General features: G+C 36.8%; 18 protein-coding genes and 1 other annotated feature (1 of these 19 running past the window's edge). Of the genes, 1 reads left to right on the top strand and 17 read right to left on the bottom strand.

Annotated features, from left to right (window positions below; all coding sequences use genetic code 11):
- Position 1: 1 nt before the first annotated feature.
- The 11 genes from EPJ89_RS03940 to EPJ89_RS03890 form a co-directional block, all read right to left on the bottom strand.
- Entirely contained in the window at positions 2-748 is a 747-nt protein-coding gene (locus EPJ89_RS03940) for a hypothetical protein (RefSeq protein ID WP_161636364.1), read from the bottom strand.
- On the bottom strand, positions 745-1446 hold the full coding sequence (locus EPJ89_RS03935) for an RsmE family RNA methyltransferase (RefSeq protein WP_161636363.1): 702 nt from the start codon (positions 1444-1446) through the stop codon (positions 745-747). The genes EPJ89_RS03940 and EPJ89_RS03935 overlap by 4 nt, the downstream gene beginning before the upstream one ends.
- Positions 1446-2186, bottom strand: a complete 741-nt coding sequence (locus EPJ89_RS03930; protein WP_200549048.1) for a pseudouridine synthase — start codon at positions 2184-2186, stop codon at positions 1446-1448. The genes EPJ89_RS03935 and EPJ89_RS03930 overlap by 1 nt, the downstream gene beginning before the upstream one ends.
- Entirely contained in the window at positions 2170-2706 is a 537-nt protein-coding gene (gene scpB / locus EPJ89_RS03925) for an SMC-Scp complex subunit ScpB (RefSeq protein WP_125164401.1), read from the bottom strand. Before scpB ends, EPJ89_RS03930 begins: the two co-directional genes overlap by 17 nt.
- Positions 2706-3431 (bottom strand): segregation and condensation protein A, encoded by a 726-nt coding sequence (locus EPJ89_RS03920; protein WP_161636361.1) that lies wholly within the window; start codon positions 3429-3431, stop codon positions 2706-2708. Before EPJ89_RS03920 ends, scpB begins: the two co-directional genes overlap by 1 nt.
- Before the next feature lie 22 nt (positions 3432-3453).
- Positions 3454-4752, bottom strand: a complete 1299-nt coding sequence (locus tag EPJ89_RS03915; protein WP_161636360.1) for a pyrimidine-nucleoside phosphorylase — start codon at positions 4750-4752, stop codon at positions 3454-3456.
- A 2-nt stretch (positions 4753-4754) separates the two neighbouring features.
- Complete coding sequence (locus EPJ89_RS03910) at positions 4755-5207, bottom strand: dihydrofolate reductase (RefSeq protein WP_125164399.1); 453 nt, start codon at positions 5205-5207, stop codon at positions 4755-4757.
- Positions 5207-6076: a thymidylate synthase gene (thyA, locus tag EPJ89_RS03905; protein WP_125164398.1), complete on the bottom strand. Its 870-nt coding sequence runs from the start codon at positions 6074-6076 to the stop codon at positions 5207-5209. Before thyA ends, EPJ89_RS03910 begins: the two co-directional genes overlap by 1 nt.
- Positions 6077-6107: 31 nt before the next feature.
- Positions 6108-6413, bottom strand: a complete 306-nt coding sequence (locus EPJ89_RS03900) for a single-stranded DNA-binding protein (protein ID WP_125164397.1) — start codon at positions 6411-6413, stop codon at positions 6108-6110.
- A gap of 121 nt (positions 6414-6534) precedes the next feature.
- The gene (gene yfmH / locus EPJ89_RS03895) at positions 6535-7791 is read right to left on the bottom strand and encodes an EF-P 5-aminopentanol modification-associated protein YfmH (protein WP_200549046.1); all 1257 of its coding nucleotides are present in this window, start codon (positions 7789-7791) and stop codon (positions 6535-6537) included.
- The gene (locus EPJ89_RS03890; RefSeq protein ID WP_200549044.1) at positions 7778-9004 is read right to left on the bottom strand and encodes a M16 family metallopeptidase; all 1227 of its coding nucleotides are present in this window, start codon (positions 9002-9004) and stop codon (positions 7778-7780) included. Before EPJ89_RS03890 ends, yfmH begins: the two co-directional genes overlap by 14 nt.
- Positions 9005-9081: 77 nt before the next feature.
- Here EPJ89_RS03890 and EPJ89_RS03885 point away from each other — a divergent pair, with 77 nt between their 5' ends.
- Positions 9082-10530 (top strand): nicotinate phosphoribosyltransferase, encoded by a 1449-nt coding sequence (locus tag EPJ89_RS03885; RefSeq protein WP_161636356.1) that lies wholly within the window; start codon positions 9082-9084, stop codon positions 10528-10530.
- A gap of 102 nt (positions 10531-10632) precedes the next feature.
- On the opposite strand, the gene EPJ89_RS03880 is transcribed toward EPJ89_RS03885, so the two are convergent.
- From EPJ89_RS03880 to thrS, 6 genes are all read right to left on the bottom strand, one after another.
- On the bottom strand, positions 10633-11586 hold the full coding sequence (locus EPJ89_RS03880; RefSeq protein ID WP_125164394.1) for an ABC transporter permease: 954 nt from the start codon (positions 11584-11586) through the stop codon (positions 10633-10635).
- The gene (locus EPJ89_RS03875) at positions 11586-12692 is read right to left on the bottom strand and encodes an ABC transporter permease (protein WP_125164393.1); all 1107 of its coding nucleotides are present in this window, start codon (positions 12690-12692) and stop codon (positions 11586-11588) included. Before EPJ89_RS03875 ends, EPJ89_RS03880 begins: the two co-directional genes overlap by 1 nt.
- The gene (locus EPJ89_RS03870) at positions 12679-14214 is read right to left on the bottom strand and encodes an ABC transporter ATP-binding protein (RefSeq protein WP_200549042.1); all 1536 of its coding nucleotides are present in this window, start codon (positions 14212-14214) and stop codon (positions 12679-12681) included. The genes EPJ89_RS03875 and EPJ89_RS03870 overlap by 14 nt, the downstream gene beginning before the upstream one ends.
- A 337-nt stretch (positions 14215-14551) precedes the next feature.
- A complete protein-coding gene (locus EPJ89_RS03865) occupies positions 14552-15643 on the bottom strand; it encodes a BMP family lipoprotein (RefSeq protein WP_200549040.1) in 1092 nt (363 codons plus the stop codon).
- A 105-nt stretch (positions 15644-15748) separates the two neighbouring features.
- The gene (locus EPJ89_RS03860; RefSeq protein ID WP_125164391.1) at positions 15749-16849 is read right to left on the bottom strand and encodes a BMP family lipoprotein; all 1101 of its coding nucleotides are present in this window, start codon (positions 16847-16849) and stop codon (positions 15749-15751) included.
- 210 nt (positions 16850-17059) lie between these two features.
- Complete coding sequence (thrS, locus tag EPJ89_RS03855; protein ID WP_161637527.1) at positions 17060-18814, bottom strand: threonine--tRNA ligase; 1755 nt, start codon at positions 18812-18814, stop codon at positions 17060-17062.
- A gap of 39 nt (positions 18815-18853) precedes the next feature.
- Positions 18854-18911, bottom strand: a binding site (T-box leader) (it continues 140 nt past the right edge of the window).

The raw sequence follows: 18911 nt of genomic DNA, 5'->3' as shown, positions 1-18911 counted from the left end.
CTTATCTCCTACTCTTTTTTTCTGCTTTAACGCGTTGTTTATTAATTTTCTTAATGCAGCGCGGTTTGATAAGTTCATTTTCAATACAATAATCTAATAATTTAGTTTCATCCAAAGTTAAAATCAAATCAGCGACCTGTTTAATTTGTTTCGCGTCGAGTTGCTTTTCAATCCATAGTGGAAATGATTCACACCCCTTTAAATTAAATCGATAAAAGACATTGATATCTTTGCGAAATAACACGATTTCTTCCTCATTTCGCGCGATAAAACGTGCGGAACTCATGTTAGCGATATACGGATTCAATCCATAGATATCACTTGAAATTAATCGATCTTGAAAATCACTATAGAGTTTAAAGTATTGAGGTAATTCCAATATTGCGGTTTCACGATCATAAAGTGTATTTAACAAAGGATCGAAAAACGGAATGTATACTCTATTTTCATTTTCAATCTGGAATACTTTTAATTTTGACTTCATCGGTGCGATGTCGCATTGAACAATGAAATTTCGTTCATTAAAAAGCAGATTATCCCACATATCAAAATGTTCATTACGAATACGCTCAAATTCATTTTCAAAAGCTTTTTTAGTTTCTAAACTATGTTTAAATATATCCAGTTTAAAGAGATCAGAATCTGATTTAAGACTCATTCCCAAATTATAATATTTATTCATTTCCATCAACAGTTTCAATTCTTTTTTCGGTCGTTTTTGGTCATGATATTTATTCAATATATTCACTTAATCACCTCACACGCCGAAACGATATTACAAATATAGATACTTGCAGTTTCAGCTCTAAGCACATTATCACCAAGGCTGACCTGACGATACCCCATGGCCTCAAACTTAACACGTTCATCGTTACTAAAGCCACCTTCTGGTCCAACAAGAACCGTAATGGATGGTGTCGCTTCGTCTACAACGTGAATAAGATGCGGTTGATTTCCGATATCCGCATAAAGATTTAAATCCGATTGATACTGTGGTAATTCATCAAGTGTCGCAATCCCTAAGACTGGCACCTCATATTGTCGATAAGATTGTTCAGATGCCTCTTTCGCAATAAGATTTAAGCGTTCCATTTTACGTTCAGATCGTTTACCAAAATCACGAACAACACCATGTTGGCTTTGGTAAAGCACAATCTCATCAACACCACATTCACACGCTTTTTGAATCATCCACTCCAATCGCTCAGATCGTATTAATGAAGCAACAATTCTTAATTTATATTTCTTTTTTGCCCAAACAATTGATTCTTGAACTTTGAGTTGTGTGAGGGTATCGTCCAAAAATGTTGCGATGACACCGTTTCCCATGTGATCTACCAGTCGAATCGAATCACCCTCCTGCATTCGAAGTACTTTTCGGCATTGATGTAATTGATCTGCACTGAGTTGCAAGTCTTCAATTGATTCAATGAAGAATTGTTGCATTAGATTTCACCTTTAGCGGTTAGAAGTAATTTTTTTACCTCAAATGGTTTTAATTCACGATATTGTCCAATTTTGAGATCGTTAATATCGAGATATCCAATTTGATAACGATGAAGTTTTAATACCGGCAGACCAAAGTGGGCAAATATTTTACGGATTTGTCTATTCTTACCTTCATAGAGTGTAATCGAGAATTGTGTCTTATCTTTCGTCACATCATATTTAACACGACTAATTTCAACACCTTTATAATCGACTCCTTCAATTGAGACGCCTTCCTTAAGAGAATTGGTTACTTCATAAGAAAGTCTCCCCTGCACACTCACACGATATATTTTCGATAAATCGAATTTTGGATGCGTCATGTAGTATGCAAAATCGCCATCATTGGTTAAGATGAGCGCACCTGTTGTTTCACGATCTAAACGGCCTACAGGAAATACCCGAATATCATTAGGCACTAAATCAACAACGCTTTCCCGTTCTTTGTCATCGTTTGCACTTGAAACAACGCCACGAGGTTTATTAAGAATGTAATACACTTTTTTTTCTTCTACGGTAATAATGATGCCGTTAACCATGACGCGGTCTTCCGTTGATACCTTCATCCCTTGTTCGGTCACTTTAATCCCATTAACCTTTACTTTACCCTCGTTTATTAAAACTTCGGCCTTACGACGCGAACAATAGCCGCTCATCGCAATAAATTTTTGTAATCTAATATTATTTAAAGAGTTCATTATTTTCTTCCAACATTTCTATCTTAATTTCTGGTAATTCTTTTAAACTTGTCAGCTTAAAGACATCCATAAACGAATTCGTCACTTCATACAGAATTGGACGCCCTACAGAATCCGCACGACCACATTCCTGAATTAAATCCAATGCCTCTAATCTTCGACACATCATATCACTATTTACACCGCGTATTTCTTCAATTTCTAACCGTGTAATTGGTTGTTTATAGGCAATTATTGCGAGAGTCTCCAAAGCGGCTTGAGATAATTGCCGATTTTTATTAAATTCAAGCATATCCGAAATTGTTTCGTGTAGCTCTTTTTTTGTTATCAACTTATAAACAGATCCGAATTCAACCAATTCCAAACCTCGATTTAAGTCCAATAAACTTTGTTTATAATCATTTATTTTGTTATCAAATGCTTCATTTTCGATCCCAAGAGCGAGCATTAATTGTTCTTTATCAACGCCTTCTTCGCCAAAGGCAAATAAAATGCCTTCTATGATTGCAAAATCAGTCATTAAATCGCCCCTTTCAAATAGACCGCTTCATCTTGATAGCTCATCTTTAAATCTCCCATTCTTAACATATCTAAAACGGCTAAGAAGGATACAAGCAGGTATTGCAAGTTAGGTGCTTGTGACAATACATGATCAAGCGATAAAACAACCCCTCCTTGAAATACTTTTCTTAAGTCCTCTACAACATCATCTACAGAAAGCTCAGCGCGTTCAATTGAAACATCCTGAGGATGGGCTAACTTAAAACGACTCATCACTTTCATCATTGCATTCATAAGGTCATAAGGTGTTTGCTCGTAGGTAACCGAATCTTGCAAACTCGTTTTAATTTCCTTAAATAAGCGCGACGAGATTGGTTTCGCGAATTGTTTTGATCGTTCCTCATACCGCTCCGCTAATTCAATACTGACCTCTTTATACCGTTGATATTCAATGAGTCGTCTCACAAGATCATTCTCATCATCTTCAACGTCTTTAGCGTCAAGTTCACTCTTATCTCTAGGCAAAAGACGCTTGCTTTTATACTCAATTAAACCAGCAAGTTCACTTAGATATTCAGATGCTACTTCAAGTTTTTGATCTCGAACGCTATCTATAAACGCAATATACTGGTCCGCTAAGTCATCAATATTCAAATCAAAAAGATCCAACTTTTTATCTTTTATAAGATAAAGCATTAAATCCAATGGACCATTAAATTGATCAATAGATACTTCAAAATTCATGGTTATTCTCCAATCTAAACTATTATAGCACGGCAGCAATTAAATTTGGTTTTTCAACTGCTTCTTGACCCATGATAAAACACGATACTGTATTATTTTTGTGATCATCTGTAATGGGTGTATCACTATATAAAGTCGCTAACAAATCACCTTTATGAATGATATCTCCAATCTCTTTACGAAGCACAATACCCGCTTTGTAATCGATGACATCTTCCTTCGTTTGTCTTCCTGCGCCTAAATGCATTGACACAATACCCAGTTCCATTGCTTTTAAATCATGGAGATAACCATCCTGCTCTGCAAACACTTCAACTTCATATTTTGCATTTGTGAAATGATCTAAATTATCAAAAACCGATACATCGCCACCTTGTGCTTGAATCCACTTTAAGAAGGTTTCATAAGCAGCACCGCTTTGCAATGTTTCTTTAGCCAATTCGTAGCCCGCTTCTGGCGAATCCGAAAGGTCTGCTTGGAATAGCATGTATCCAGAAGCAACAAGACACAATTCTTCAAGGTCCTTTGGACCTTCATTTTTTAAAGTCATAATTGCTTCTTTTACTTCAAGAGCATTTCCAATTGAATGACCCAATGGTTGATTCATATTTGAGAGCATCGCATTGACTTCTCGGCCAAGATTACGACCAATTGTAATCATGGTGTCCGCTAATTCGCGAGCATCTTCTACAGTCTTCATAAAAGCACCTTCACCGTATTTCACATCTAGCAAAATACAGTCAGCACCACCTGCTAGTTTTTTTGACATAATTGACGATGCAATTAAAGGAATTGCATTTACCGTTCCAGTAACATCGCGAAGCGCATAGAGGACCTTATCTGCATAAACTAAATTTCCAGTTTGACCAATAACCGCTAGATTGATTGCATTTACTTGATCAATAAAATCTTGACTGGACACTTCAATATTAAACCCAGGGATTGATTCTAATTTGTCGAGTGTTCCACCTGTATGTCCTAATCCTCTACCACTCATTTTCGCAACTTTGGCACCGGCTGCCGCTACAATTGGGCTTAAGATAATTGTTGTTTTATCGCCAACTCCACCCGTGGAATGTTTATCAACTTTTTTCCCTACAATAGATGATAAATCAATGATATCACCACTACGCATCATCGCATCCGTTAGCGCAGTTGTTTCATCCAAACTCATCCCTTTGAGCACAATTGCCATGAGTAAAGCACTGGTTTGATAATCTTTAACCGTACCTTTAGTAACTCCGTTAATCCAAAAACTAATTTCTTCTTGGCTTAACTCAAAACCATCACGTTTTTTTTCAATAATTTCTACTATAGTCATAATTATATCCTCTCGTAAGTAACTTGTTTAAAAGTACTATATTCAACCTGATTCTTGATCTTGAATTCTAAATCAGAAAAATCTGGAAAAAATGTATCACCAATCACATCATTTGGTATATACGAAATGATTAATTCGTGAGCAAAAGGTAAACTTTGAGCATAAATTTCGCCGCCACCTGCGATAAAAATAGTTTCTTTGGAATTTTGATGTTGAATTAAAAATGCCCTAAGATCTGGAATTGCATTTTCAATCAAAGTGTTACGTGTTACAACATATATTTCTCGATTATCGAGTTTCTTTGGAAGACCTTCAAATGTTTTTCGCCCCATAATCACTTTTTGATTTAAAGTTGTTTTGCGAAAATGTTGGAGATCCTCTTTATTATGCCACGGCATTGAGCCATTCAAGCCAATCGTACGATGTTGGTTCATTGCAACAATGATTTTTATCATCACACACTCACCTTAGCTTTAATTAGTGGATGTGGATCATAGCCAACCACTTCAAAATCTTCAAACTTGAAATCCGTAATTTTCTCTTGGTTTCCATGGATAACCAGTTGTGGTAAAGATTTTGGTTCACGTGCTAGTTGCAATTGAACTGCATCATAGTGATCGTTATAGATATGTAAATCTCCAAAGGTATGAACGAACTCTCCTACCTCCAAATCACACACTTTAGCAATCATATGTAACAACAACGCATATGAAGCAATATTAAATGGAACACCTAAAAATACATCCGCACTGCGCTGATAAAGTTGCAATGATAATTTTTGGTCATTGCTTACATAAAACTGCATAAATGCGTGACACGGTGGCAATGCCATTTGATCAACCTCCGTAGGATTCCAAGCACTCATAATAATACGACGTGAGTATGGATTTGTTTTTATTGTTTCAATGACATTATTTAATTGGTCAACGCCCCCAAAATCACGCCATTGCTTGCCGTAAACGGGCCCTAATTCCCCATGTTTTTGCGCAAATACATCATCTTCAAGAATGCGTTGAATAAATTCATCCATCGATTCACCCTTGTAATCTTCAGATTTTTTATAAAGTTCGTAAGGCCATTCATTCCAAATTCGGACTTTATTCTCGACAAGCCATTTAATATTGGTGTCGCCACTCACAAACCACAGTAGCTCTTTCGCTAACGATGGAAAATGAACTTTTTTAGTAGTAAGCAAGGGAAATCCCTTGCTTAAATCAAAACGCATCTGATAGCCAAAAACACCCTTGGTACCCGTTCCCGTACGATCTTCTCGTAGTGAACCGTGGTCTAATACAAATTGACACATTTCCAAATAATTTTTCATTTTATCACCTACTTTCTATTATACAAAAAAATCACTCTCTTGGGTACTCTTTCGGGTACAAGAACTCAAGATGTTCTGCAATTAAGATGAATTGATCATCATTAATTTCCAATCGACCTTTTACAGAGATTAAACTCCCCGGTTTACAAGAGTTTGTCGTCGTCTCACTTGCACCCCGCCAAAGTAGAATTGGGAAGGTATCCTTTCTAAAAATCCCTGTCGGAGTTCTAAAATTTGAAGTAACACTAACGTGCATCAATGCATAACTCTCATTTGAGTGATCTTCTATTGGCACAGGCATAGTTTCTATGTGACCAACCAATTGGACAAAATTCATAGTATCCTCCTTTTATTTTTTGTGTGGAATTGCCCACAAATATAAATTTACTTCAAATTATAAACATCCTAAATATTTTTTTGTAAATACAACAAAAAAGTTAGATTCTTGAGAATCTAACTTAGTTATTTGCATGAATCATTCGTAAAAACGTATCGTCACTGTCTAAAATCACACCCACAATTTCTACGAGTGCATCATAGGATAAGTCTCGAATAATTTCTAAATATTCAAAATACGAAATCCCATCGAAGTGTGCTCGGCCCAACGTAATGGCGAGCTCATCAGTTTTACTTAATGACATAATCATTTCACCATAATAACGCTTCTTTAACTGATTAAATAACGCTTCATCATGTTTAATATGAGCCATGCGTTCTTTGATAATCGCTTTAAACGCTTCGTGTTTATGGCCTTCATTCACAAAATAGATGACTCCAAAGGACTCACGAATATCAACATCATAACCATATGAGTTCGAAACAATACCTTCATCAAGCCAAACCTGATAGTCTGGAATCATTTCCGAAAAGTTCATTTCCAATAACATACGAATTAAAAATTCATCTTTAAGCTTATGATTCCGGTTATATGGAAACTTAAAGGAATAAGTCATCTTAGGAACTTCAACATCTCCCTGAATTTCGCGCTCTTTAATCGCTACACAATGCGGTTCTTCATCAAAAAAATCAACCACTTCTTCCTCGGATGCAAGATGACATTCAGTTTCTTCAAGTACAATGTCCGCCACCTTTTGTGGATCCATAGGCGTTACAATCGTCAATGCCATACGATGATCTGAATAATTCATTTCAAATGCTCTAAGTAAATCAGCACGTGTCGTTTCTGTCACACTTTGTTCTGTTCCCGCAATGTCATAGATAAAGGGATAGTGGTGAAATAGATTTACATACGTTTCGTTTAATAAACGCATATCCGGCATCTGTTCATACATTTTAATCTCTTCGATGATAATACCCTTCTCTTTTTCAACACTGGCTTCACTTACACTAAACTTACTCACAAATTGAATCAACAAGCGTAATGGCGCTTCTAAATCACCGTTATGCCCGAAATAATACATCGTTTGTTCATAAGAAGTAAAAGCATTACCGCTTGCACCAAGTTCCGCAAACTGACTCAAAATGTCTTTGCTCTCATCTTCAAAAAGTTTATGTTCTAAGAAGTGTGCAACCCCTGACTTGTGCTCAACAACAGTTCCGTTCAAACTCTGTTTGAGATTTAATGCACCAAATGGCGTTCCGTAAACTGCGCTGGACCGCTTAAATCCGGGTCGATGCACTACAGTAACGCTCAAGCCACTAGGTGTCGTAAATGTATACACTTTTTCGTTAAAATCGTTCTTAATTGTTTTCATTAGTTTCACCTCGATACGCAAAGATAAACGGTTTTGTAATTTTTTCTAGTACGGCTTTCACATCCGCTTCTGTTACAGCACGAATTTTTTCTTGCATTGATTCAATGGATTCATTCACCTCTAACATATTGTTTCTAAAGGTATGATCTGCAATACTCTTAATTCGTTCTGTATTGCCTTCCAATGAAAGATCTAAGTAATTAATCGCTGCTTTAAGATCTAAAGGCTCCTCACGAATCAAGTCAAATTGCTCGTCAATCAATGATATTGCTTTCTCAACATTTTTATCACTTACGCCTGTCGCAATATAGAAAATTCCATCATAGACTTGACGCGATGCATAGATTGAATAACATAAGCTATGTTTCTCGCGAATATTTTGAAATAAAAGTGATGTTGGAAGTTGACCTAAATATGCGATAAATACCAAATATGCATAATATAAATCGTCATAAGGTGTGATGCTTGTTTCATAAACACATACCAGCTCACTTTGACTTCCTTTATAACGTTCCTCAAGATACGCGTTTGTAATTTTGGTTTTTAATAACGCTTCATTTATGGGCATTGAATGACCTACTGTAAATGCATCGAAATTACACTCACGATCAATACCTCCAACTAGATAGATTTGTTTATTAAATTCTTGAATGCAACGTGTATGGAAATTTTGAATTTCTGCTAAGGTAATGGTGTACAAATCTTCTAAATCACCAAAAGCACTTAATCCAAATAATTGCCCCTCGCCCGCATACTTAAAACTCTTAACCAAAGCATTTTGGGATGCATTTTCTTTGATGTGCATGTGACTAATACGTAAATTTTTCTTAGCCTCTTCAAGGGTTTGTTCAGAAAGAAGTGGATACAGATACATATCCTTAAGCAACTTAATTTGTTGATCAAGCAACGATTCATTTGTGAATCGCTCATGAATCATTTTAATTCCAAGGTCAATAACTTGATACGTGCCAAGGGTATACGTTAGAGCACTGGTCTTCGCCCCGTACAACATATCGTGTCGCTGTGCCAGTGATGTTTTTGTAGGGTTTTCTATCAATCGGTCTCCCATCATACGTGTTAATAAATTAGCAATCGTATTTGTTCGTGATTCAAGCTTAAATACAATTTTTAACGAAAGATACACTTCATGAAACTTTTCTTCATTAATTTGATAAACCTTTATGCCATTTTTTAATATTAATTCTTCATTCATGATACATCCTCCAAAAAATGATACAATATAATAGCATTGTACATCAATATGATGTAAATAGAAAGAACGGTGACAGAATGATAAAACCTAATGATGCAGTCTTTTTGACTGACTTATATGAATTTACGATGGCTTATACATATTTCAAACAAAACCGACATGAAGAAATTGTTTATTTTGATATGTTTACCCGTAAAATACCAAACCAAGGGGGCTATCTCATTTTCAATGGCTTAAGCAAACTTATCGAAACAATTAATAATTTTAAATTTACACAGGATCATATTGATTATCTTTATGAACAAGGCTTTACAGATCCGAAATTTCTTGATTATTTATTAAACTTAGAATTAAATCTCGATATTTGGGCAGTGGAAGATGGAACTGTAGTCTTCCAAAATGAACCCCTTGTAACGGTGCGGGGTACCGTGATCGAAGCACAGCTTATCGAAACACTGCTCTTGTTATCCATCAACTATTCTACTTTAGTGACAACTAAAGCGAGTCGCATTGTAAATGCAGCCCGAGGACGTGCTGTCCTTGAATTTGGCGCACGTCGTGCACATGGTTATGATTCTTCGGTCGATGGAGCACGTGCTGCAATCATCGCTGGATGTATCGGGACATCGCACACGCTTGCTGGTTATCAATACGGAGCCAATGTTTCTGGAACTATGGCACACTCGTATATTCAACTTCATGATTCTGAATTTGAAGCGTTTATGTCTTTTGCGGAAATTAATCCAGATAATGCAATTTTTCTAGTTGATACCTATGATACATTAGGATCCGGTATCCCTAACGCAATACGTGTTGCACATGAATATCTAATTCCAAATGGATACCGCCTTAAAGCCATCCGACTCGACTCCGGTGACCTCGCCTACCTATCCAAGGAAGCGCGCAAAATGCTTGATGAGGCAGGACTTGAAGATTGTAAGATTATGGCTTCAAACTCTCTTGATGAATATCTCATCGATGACCTCATTTACCAAGGTGCACAAATTGATTCATTTGGTGTTGGCGAAAATTTGATAACTTCTAAATCTGAGCCAGTCTTGGGAGGCGTCTACAAGTTAGTTGCCCAAGAACATTCAGATGGAACCCTGACACCTAAAATTAAAGTCAGCGAAAACATCGAAAAAATTACAAACCCAAGTTATAAACGTCTCTATCGTTTTTATGATAATCATACAAACAAGGCACTTGCAGATTACATTGCACTTGCAGATGAGATTATTCCAACAGATACGATTACAATCTTTGATCCATCAGCGCCTTGGAAGAAAAAAACACTTACCGATTATCAAGTCAGAGAATTACAAGTTCCCATTTATCAAAATGGTAAATGTGTTTATGAACTACCCAATCTTGAAGAAATCGCTCTATATTCGCAAAAAGAATTGGAAACAATTTGGGATGAGGTTAAACGTCTTCACTACCCTCACCGCTACTACGTTGATTTGTCGCAAAAACTCTATGACCTAAAATTAGAACTTCTTCACAATATTAGCGAAAATAAATAGACTCTATGGAATTCAATGTTTTCTGTTTTAAAATACATTTCCACATAAAAAGGTATGATTCTCTCCTAGAAAATCATACCTTTTTTCTTTTAATATTCTAATTTAACGTTTCCCTGCATCATAAGGTTGACCCGCAGCTTTAGGTGCGGCAGATTTCTTAGATGTGAATACAAGTACGACTAAAGTCGCAATATATGGCAACATTTTAAATACTTGATCAGGAATTCCAAGACCATTCAAGAACGGTATTCCCGAATAAACATTTGAAAGCGTTAGCGCAAGTGCGAAAAATAGCGATGAGAAGAAGATCGTCTTCGGTCTCCATTGTCCGAAAATAAGAATTGCTAATGCAAGGAACCCATATCCATTGGCTGTTCCCGTAAATGAAGTACTGATTGGAACTGTGATAATAAGTCCACCAAGACCAGCCAATGCTCCAGAAATAAGAACACCCGCCCAGCGAATTCGTTTTACATTTCCACCTGCAGCATCAAGTGCATGAGGATTTTCTCCAGCAGATCGTAAACGTAATCCAAAGCGTGTTTTATAGATAACAAAAGTTGCGATAAAAAGTATTGCAATACCAATATAGGTAGAAATATACGCGTTTGTAAAAAACAGTTTTCCAACGATTGGGATTTCTGATAAGAATGGTACTTTTCGAATGAGGAACTCATTTCTAAAAGGAATTTCTTTTACAGAATATAAAAGTCGCGCAATATATACCGTGAATGCCGGAGCAAACATATTAATCGCAGTCCCACTAATGGTTTGGTCTGCATTCATATTAATTGCCGCGAAGGCATGAACTGCTCCCATCGCAAGTCCTGCAAGGATGGATGCTAACATTGCAACAATATACAGCAATTGACCTGACATATGATTTTGAAGGAAAAAGAGAGTGATAACTCCAAAGAAGGTACCAAAAACCATAATCCCTTCTAAAGCGATATTGACAATTCCACCACGTTCAGAGAAAAGTCCTCCAAGTGAAACAACCAATAATGGAATCGCAACATATAACATCTGTTGAACAATAAATGCGAGTGTGTTCATCAGTTATCACCTCCGGAATTTTTAGTCACTTTCGCAATAAATCCCTTAAGAAGTATTGTTAGTGCGCTCACATAAATTATTGTTGCGGTGATAACAGAAATAATTTCAGGTTCAAGACCGAATAATTGAAGATTATTACCACCATACGTAATATGTGCGATGAATAGACCCGAAAGAATAATACCAATCGGATTGCTTTGTGCAAGTAATGCGACGGAAATACCATCAAAACCTTCTGTTAAAAGAACATTGAGGACATCCATGTATTTTCCAACATTTGCAAGATACATTACTGCACCTCCAAGGCCAGCAAGCGCTCCAGCAATTGTCATCGAGAGAATAATTGATTTTTTTTCATTAATTCCTGCATAACGACTTGCATGGCGATTATACCCTACTGCCTTGAGTTCAAATCCGAATTTCGTTTTTTCTAAAACAATGTAGATTAGAATTGCCATAACAATCGCAATAACAATACCAATATTTACTGATGATCTTGGAAAAATTTTATTCAAACCAAGTACCGGTAAATATGCATTGACAGGCGGTAAGGTTCTTGAATGAACGGAATCAAATGCCGTATTAGTAATTAGATAATTTACTGCATACATTCCTATATAGTTCAGCATAATCGAAGCAATAACTTCATTCACATTTCGATAAGCCTTTAAAACACCAACAATCGCACCCCATAGCGCTCCTGCAAGTGCTCCACCAATTAATCCGACAATCCAACCAGTTCCAGCAGGCATCCATGTCCAGTTCACACCAATATATACGGCAGTAAAGGCACCAACCGTGAATTGTCCGGAGGCTCCGATATTAAAGAGACCCGTTTTAAATGCAAATCCGACGGATAATCCCGTTAGAATAATCGGCGCAGCACGGAATAGAACGTTACCCATTCCGCGTAAATTATGATGGAAACCACCTTTAAGAATAATCCAAAATGCACTGAGTGAATATTGTGGCGTTGTCAAAAGGATCACTAAAAATCCAACAAACAAACCAATGATGATTGCAAGAAAAGATGCAATTACTGCATGATTGCCTTCATTTGCGAAAAAATCTTTAATTTTTTTTCCAATTAAACTAGTTTTTGCCATTTAGAGTACCCCGCTTTGCTCCAGCCATATATAAGCCCAGTTCTTGTTGCGTAATATCTTCCGGCTTAAATTCACCTACAAACTCTCCGTTATACATTACGAGGATCCGGTCACTAATGTTCATAATTTCAGATAACTCATAAGATACTAAAAGCACTGACTTTCCAGCATCACGTTGAGCCACAAGTTGATTATGAATATATTCAATCGCTCCTACATCCAAACCTCGCGTTGGTTGAACTGCCATCAGAACCTCAGAACCCATATCAATTTCACGGGCAAGAATTGCTTTCTGTTGATTTCCACCCGACATACTGCGCACAACAGAACTTGGTCCTTTTGAGCTACGAATATCAAATTTCTCAATCATTTTACGAGCGTATGTTTCAATTTTATCGAATCGGAGCATCCCGTTTTTTTGGAATCGATCTGTAAAATATTGTTTTAAGACGAGATTATAATCTAATTTATAATCAAGGACTAAGCCATCTTTGTGACGGTCCTCAGGGATATGCGAGATACCATGTGTATTTCGGTATCGTATCGATTTATCTTCAATACTTTCCCCTTTGAGCACAATCTCTCCTTGAGTTATGGGTAGCATCCCTGCAATTGCATAAACCAACTCATGTTGCCCATTCCCTTCAATCCCTGCAATACTTACAATTTCACCCTCATGCAATGCAAAAGAAGCAGCTTTTACAGCATCATGATTTCCATGGGATGAAGCCACATTAATATTTGTAACTTCTAAAACAACTTCACCACGTTCTTGTGGTTTCATATCAATATTTAAATCTATTTTTCGACCAACCATCATTTCGGACATTTCATCGACGGTCACATCTTTAACATTAACAGTCCCAATAAATTTTCCTTTACGTAAAACTGACACACGATCGGCAACTTCTTTAATCTCATTTAATTTATGCGTAATAAAAATAATTGATTTACCTTCCGATCGAAGTTGTTTCATAATTGCCATTAACTCTTGAATCTCTTGAGGTGTCAAAACAGCCGTTGGTTCATCGAAAATCATGACATCACTCTCACGGTAAAGTAATTTTAAAATTTCAACACGTTGTTGCATTCCAACAGATATATCAGATATTTTCGCATCCGGATCAACATTTAAATTGTATCGATTACTTAACTCAATGATCTCTTTTCGAGCTTCCGCAAGACGGACCATGCCGCGCTCAACGGTTTCAACGCCTAAAATAATATTTTCTGTAACCGTAAAGTTATCTACTAATTTAAAATGCTGATGTACCATTCCAATTTTATGGTAGGTAGCCTCATGAGGGTTATTGATTTGGGTTACTTTGTCACGAATGACAATCTCCCCTGAATCTGGTTGATACATTCCAAACAACACAGACATCAACGTTGACTTACCAGCGCCATTCTCACCCAGTAGCGCTAGAATTTCCCCTTCACGAAGTGAAATTGTGACGTCATCATTGGCTCTAATGCCTGGAAACGTCTTGGTGATATGATTCATTTCAACAATATTTTTCATATTCCCTTACACTCCTTAAACATATCATACACAAAAAAAGACCTATAAAACAGTAAAATTTAAATAATAAAAATATCAAGAAGACTTGATATTTGATTGTCGATTTTTCATAAGCATCATCCCCATATTATTTTTTTACTTTAAACCATCATATTTTACTCAATTGAAGCGCATAGATTGTATCATTTGTGTGGTAATTAACCCTTTGTGATGGGTTCTAACTTCAATGATCCCCTTGGTAGAATATGATTGATGTTCACCTAAATTTTAGCATTTTCAACACAGTTTAGCAAGCGCTTTCAATAATGAGATACATACGAATCGCTGAGCTTCATGCTCAGCGATAGTATTCGATTTGTAAATTTGAAAATTGACTTTTATCTGAAAAAATAGCCCCGCTTTCATCATGTTCCGTTTGGATAATCAGTTCTTTGGACTCGATCAATTGCATCGTATTTTCAATAAGCGTATCAACCTGGTTTTTATTGATTTCTTTCAATCGATCTTCTTTATAAGCGAGACCAACACCATCATGCAAGAGATCTACGATTAAACGTTTTCCACCCGGAAATTCTTGTTTATAGTTTGCCTCGAGAAGGTTTTTAACCGTTTTTCGAATCCCTTTGGTTGCAGAAAACGCAACCTTATCGCTCATATATGACTGGTCCACATCAACCCCAATAAATCGCTTGTCAGCATCTTCTGCTGCCTTAATAATTGATTGTCCTGCACCACCTGCAGAGGCAAAAATAATTTCTGTTCCCTCATTATACCAACTCGATCCTAACATTTGTATCTCCGTGGATGGTTCAAATGTTCCTGAATACTTATACTTTAAATGAATAACTTTATCCTTACTTTTCGCACCATCTTGTAAACCTTTCACAAATCCCATTCCATAGCGTTCTACAGCTGGAATTTTTGCGCCGCCAACAAACCCTACGTTAGTATATCCTTCAAGTGCGGTGACAAAGCCTGCAAGATATGCTGCTTGTTCTTCTCTAAAAAGTACGGGAACAAGATTGTCGCGAATCACAACCTCACCGGCCTCATTGGCCTTTGGAAGTGCATCGATCAATATGAACTTGACATTAGGGAAGTCATCTTGAATTTTTGCTGCAGTCGATTCAAAATAGAATCCTGGTAATACAACAACTTTTGCGCCCCCTTCTTCAATCGCTTTTTGAATTTCATTATAGAATGCAATATCATCTTTATTCTCAGGACGGTAATACTTATACGAGACATTGTGATCCTTACAAAAATCGATAATCCCTTCCCACGACTCTTGATTAAATGAGTGGTCATCAATCGTTCCGATATCTGTAATCAGTGCGACTTCAGATTTTGTTTGCTCCTGCGATGATTGTGTCGAACATCCACCAAGCAGCACAAAACTTAAAAGCATAATAAACCATTTAGATTTCATAATCATCCCCCCTGCACTTTTACTTTATCAAGTGAAGGACGTTGATTCAAACACTTCTTTTTCCACTTATGCAAAAGAAAACGGCTAATTAGCCGTTTTACATTACTATTTAATAAATGTGATGTTGATATTTTTCAAGATTGGATCACTGATAACATCTGTAAAGTCATCAGCATGTTGTTTTTTAATCGTTGAAGTAACACCATCTTTATCCGCTTTCATATCAGCGATAACTTTTTCTAAATCTTCTTGTTTAAAGGTTTTGAAACGGTCGAAATTCTTAGGTAATCCGACACCGTCGTCATTGATATTGTAAGCATGTTGCGTACCACCTGGGAATTTGCCATCATAGTGTGCTTTTAATCCTTCATAAACAGCAAGTTGAAGTTCTTTTAAAGCAGAAGTGATGATTGTTTCACTTTCGCCTGATTGGTCAACGTCAACACCAATAACCTTAGCTTCTTTATCCTCTGCAGCTTTAAATACTGAAGGACCAGCACCACCAGCAGAAACAAAGATTACTTCAGTTCCCCCTGCATACCAACCTGAAGCTAACATCTGAACTTCTTGAGATGCTTCAAATGTTCCTGAATACTTGTACATCATATCAACAGTAATACCTAATTCTTCAGCTGCATGATTCGCTCCGTAAACATAACCTAAACCGAATTTTTCAACAGCTGGAACTTTCATACCACCAATATAACCTAGTTTTGTATAGCCATCTTTGACTGCAGCGTATCCTGCTAAGAATCCAGCTTGTTGTTCTTCCCAAACAACAGAATACATATTAGGACCAATGACAGGCTCTGACTGTGGTGTTTCCGAAGGAGCACCATCTACAAAAATAAAGTTAACATCTGGGAATTCCTTTTGTGCTCTAAAAGCTGCGTTTGCGAATAAAAATCCTGGCATAACGACAACCTTAGCGCCCCCTTCAGTAATCGCTTTTTCGATTTCGTTAAAGTATGCCTCGTCATCTTTTGCAACGGGACGATAGTATGTATATGTGACTTTATTTTCGTCCCCATACTGTTTAACGCCTTCATATGAACCTTGGTTAAATGAGCGGTCATCAATTGTACCAACGTCAGTAATCAAAGCGATTTCTGCGCCTTTACCATCTTGTGCTTTTTCCCCACCTGAACAAGCGGTTAGAGAAAGAGCTAACAAGACAACTAAAACACTAGAAAATAGTTTTTTCATCTGTTTCCTCCATACAAGTTTCCTTGTATCTATATCGTATCGAATTTTATATTGATAATCAATAGAAATGTCACAAATAAATGTAACCGGTATCATATATGTAGGGATAAGATCCCCTCTACTTCACTTTGAGGACTAACATATCGAAAAAGAGCGTGAATACAATGGTGTATTTACGCTCGATTTATGATCGATTTAATGCCTTAAAAACTAGTCTTTCTCAATTTTATGAATATAACGGGATTTAATTTCTGCTTCCACTAATTGCATAAATGCATCAAGTTCAAATGGGTTTTGTGCACGCTCACCATAACGGCGAACATTGACACTACGATCTTCGATTTCTTTATCTCCAATGATTAATTGAAGTGGAATTTTATTCTTTTGCGCTTCACGTAAGCGATAGCCTAATTTTTCATTACGTCCATCGACATGTGCACGAATTCCTTTATTTAAAAGAAGATCGCAAACTTCATTGGCATAGTCCATATGGAACTCTGTATTAACAGGAATAATTTCAATCTGTTTTGGAGCCATCCATAATGGGAATCCCCCTGCAAAGTGTTCAATAAGAATACCGATAAAGCGTTCAATTGAACCGAAAATTGCACGATGAAGCATAATAGGTCGTTTTTTCTTACCATCTTCTGCGACATATGTAAGATCAAAACGTTCAGGAAGATTCATATCTAATTGAACCGTACCACATTGCCATACACGATTCAATGAATCTCGCACTTTAAAGTCGAGTTTCGGACCGTAGAACGCACCATCTCCCTCATTAATTTTAAAGTCGACACCAGCAGCCATACAAGCCTCTTTGAGGGCTTGTTCAGATCGGTCCCAAACCGCAATGTCACCAATATACTTGTCCTCAGGACGTGTCGATAATTCGATTGAGTATGAAAGACCAAATGTAGAATAAATCTCGTCAATAAAATCTAATATTTCTACGATTTCATCTTGTAATTGATCTTCTCTCATAAATAGATGGGCATCATCTTGTGTAAAGGAACGCACACGGAATAAACCATTTAGCGCACCACTGGCTTCATGACGATGCACATGACCCATTTCAGCAAGACGAATCGGTAAATCGCGGTATGAATGTAAGCCGTTTTTATAGACAAGCATTCCACCTGGGCAATTCATCGGCTTGATTGCGAATTCGCGATCATCGATTGTTGAGGTATACATGTTTTCACGGTAGTTTTCCCAGTGTCCTGAAACTTCCCACAACTCTTTATTCAGCATTGTTGGTGTTTGTGTAAACACATAACCACGTTTAATATGCGCGTTATAGTAGTATTCATCTAAAGCATGACGTAATGTCATACCATTTGGTAACCAAAATGGGAATCCTGGCCCAAATTCACTCATCATAAAGAGTTCAAGTTCTTTACCAAGTTTTTTGTGGTCGCGTGCTTTCGCAGCTTCTAACCATTCAAGGTATTGATTAAGGTCTTCTTCAGTTTCAAATGTAATTCCATATACACGTTGAAGCATTTTATTCTTGGAATCCCCTTTCCAATACGCTCCAGAAACTTTTAATAATTTGAAATATTTCATTTTCTTTGTCGTCTCAACATGGGGACCACGACATAAATCGATGAATTCAGCTTGACGATATGCAGTTATTGTTGCATCATCTTCAAGATTGTTAATAATATCGATTTTATACGAATCATCTTTAAAGATTTCTAACGCTTCTTGTTTTGTTAACACTTCTCGCGTAATGCGCTTGTCTTCTTTAGCAATTTTTCGCATCATTGATTCAATTTTAGGTAGATCCTCTTCTGTAAGTACTTGATCTCCTAAATCCATGTCATAATAAAAACCATCTTCAATTACAGGTCCTACCCAGAACTTTGCTTCAGGATAAAGACGTTTCACAGCATGAGCAAGTAAGTGTGCTGATGAGTGATTCAAGATATTAAGACGTTCATCTTCTCTAATATTTACCATAATAACCTCCTCTATAAAAAAGAAAAACGTAAATCCATCCAAAAGGACGAATTTACGCGGTACCACCTTTAATTCACAATTTAAATTGTGCACTTAA

Origin of the sequence: Erysipelothrix sp. strain 2 (EsS2-6-Brazil) (assembly GCF_016617625.1) — a bacterium.
Taxonomy (GTDB): domain Bacteria; phylum Bacillota_I; class Bacilli_A; order Erysipelotrichales; family Erysipelotrichaceae; genus Erysipelothrix; species Erysipelothrix piscisicarius.
This window is presented reverse-complemented; position numbering and strand designations above follow the sequence as displayed.

Excerpts from the sequence above, each read along its gene's own strand:
- EPJ89_RS03880 (WP_125164394.1), bottom strand. The coding sequence starts at position 11,586 with ATGAACACACTCGCATTTATTGTTCAACAGATGTTATATGTTGCGATT.
- scpB (WP_125164401.1), bottom strand. The coding sequence starts at position 2,706 with ATGACTGATTTTGCAATCATAGAAGGCATTTTATTTGCCTTTGGCGAA.
- EPJ89_RS03935 (WP_161636363.1), bottom strand. The coding sequence starts at position 1,446 with ATGCAACAATTCTTCATTGAATCAATTGAAGACTTGCAACTCAGTGCA.
- EPJ89_RS03900 (WP_125164397.1), bottom strand. The coding sequence starts at position 6,413 with ATGAATTTTGTCCAATTGGTTGGTCACATAGAAACTATGCCTGTGCCA.
- EPJ89_RS03910 (WP_125164399.1), bottom strand. The coding sequence starts at position 5,207 with ATGATAAAAATCATTGTTGCAATGAACCAACATCGTACGATTGGCTTG.
- EPJ89_RS03865 (WP_200549040.1), bottom strand. The coding sequence starts at position 15,643 with ATGAAATCTAAATGGTTTATTATGCTTTTAAGTTTTGTGCTGCTTGGT.
- EPJ89_RS03930 (WP_200549048.1), bottom strand. The coding sequence starts at position 2,186 with ATGAACTCTTTAAATAATATTAGATTACAAAAATTTATTGCGATGAGC.
- thrS (WP_161637527.1), bottom strand. The coding sequence starts at position 18,814 with ATGGTAAATATTAGAGAAGATGAACGTCTTAATATCTTGAATCACTCA.
- EPJ89_RS03870 (WP_200549042.1), bottom strand. The coding sequence starts at position 14,214 with ATGAAAAATATTGTTGAAATGAATCATATCACCAAGACGTTTCCAGGC.
- EPJ89_RS03915 (WP_161636360.1), bottom strand. The coding sequence starts at position 4,752 with ATGACTATAGTAGAAATTATTGAAAAAAAACGTGATGGTTTTGAGTTA.
- EPJ89_RS03860 (WP_125164391.1), bottom strand. The coding sequence starts at position 16,849 with ATGAAAAAACTATTTTCTAGTGTTTTAGTTGTCTTGTTAGCTCTTTCT.
- EPJ89_RS03875 (WP_125164393.1), bottom strand. The coding sequence starts at position 12,692 with ATGGCAAAAACTAGTTTAATTGGAAAAAAAATTAAAGATTTTTTCGCA.
- EPJ89_RS03920 (WP_161636361.1), bottom strand. The coding sequence starts at position 3,431 with ATGAATTTTGAAGTATCTATTGATCAATTTAATGGTCCATTGGATTTA.
- EPJ89_RS03890 (WP_200549044.1), bottom strand. The coding sequence starts at position 9,004 with ATGAATGAAGAATTAATATTAAAAAATGGCATAAAGGTTTATCAAATT.
- yfmH (WP_200549046.1), bottom strand. The coding sequence starts at position 7,791 with ATGAAAACAATTAAGAACGATTTTAACGAAAAAGTGTATACATTTACG.
- EPJ89_RS03885 (WP_161636356.1), top strand. The coding sequence starts at position 9,082 with ATGATAAAACCTAATGATGCAGTCTTTTTGACTGACTTATATGAATTT.
- thyA (WP_125164398.1), bottom strand. The coding sequence starts at position 6,076 with ATGAAAAATTATTTGGAAATGTGTCAATTTGTATTAGACCACGGTTCA.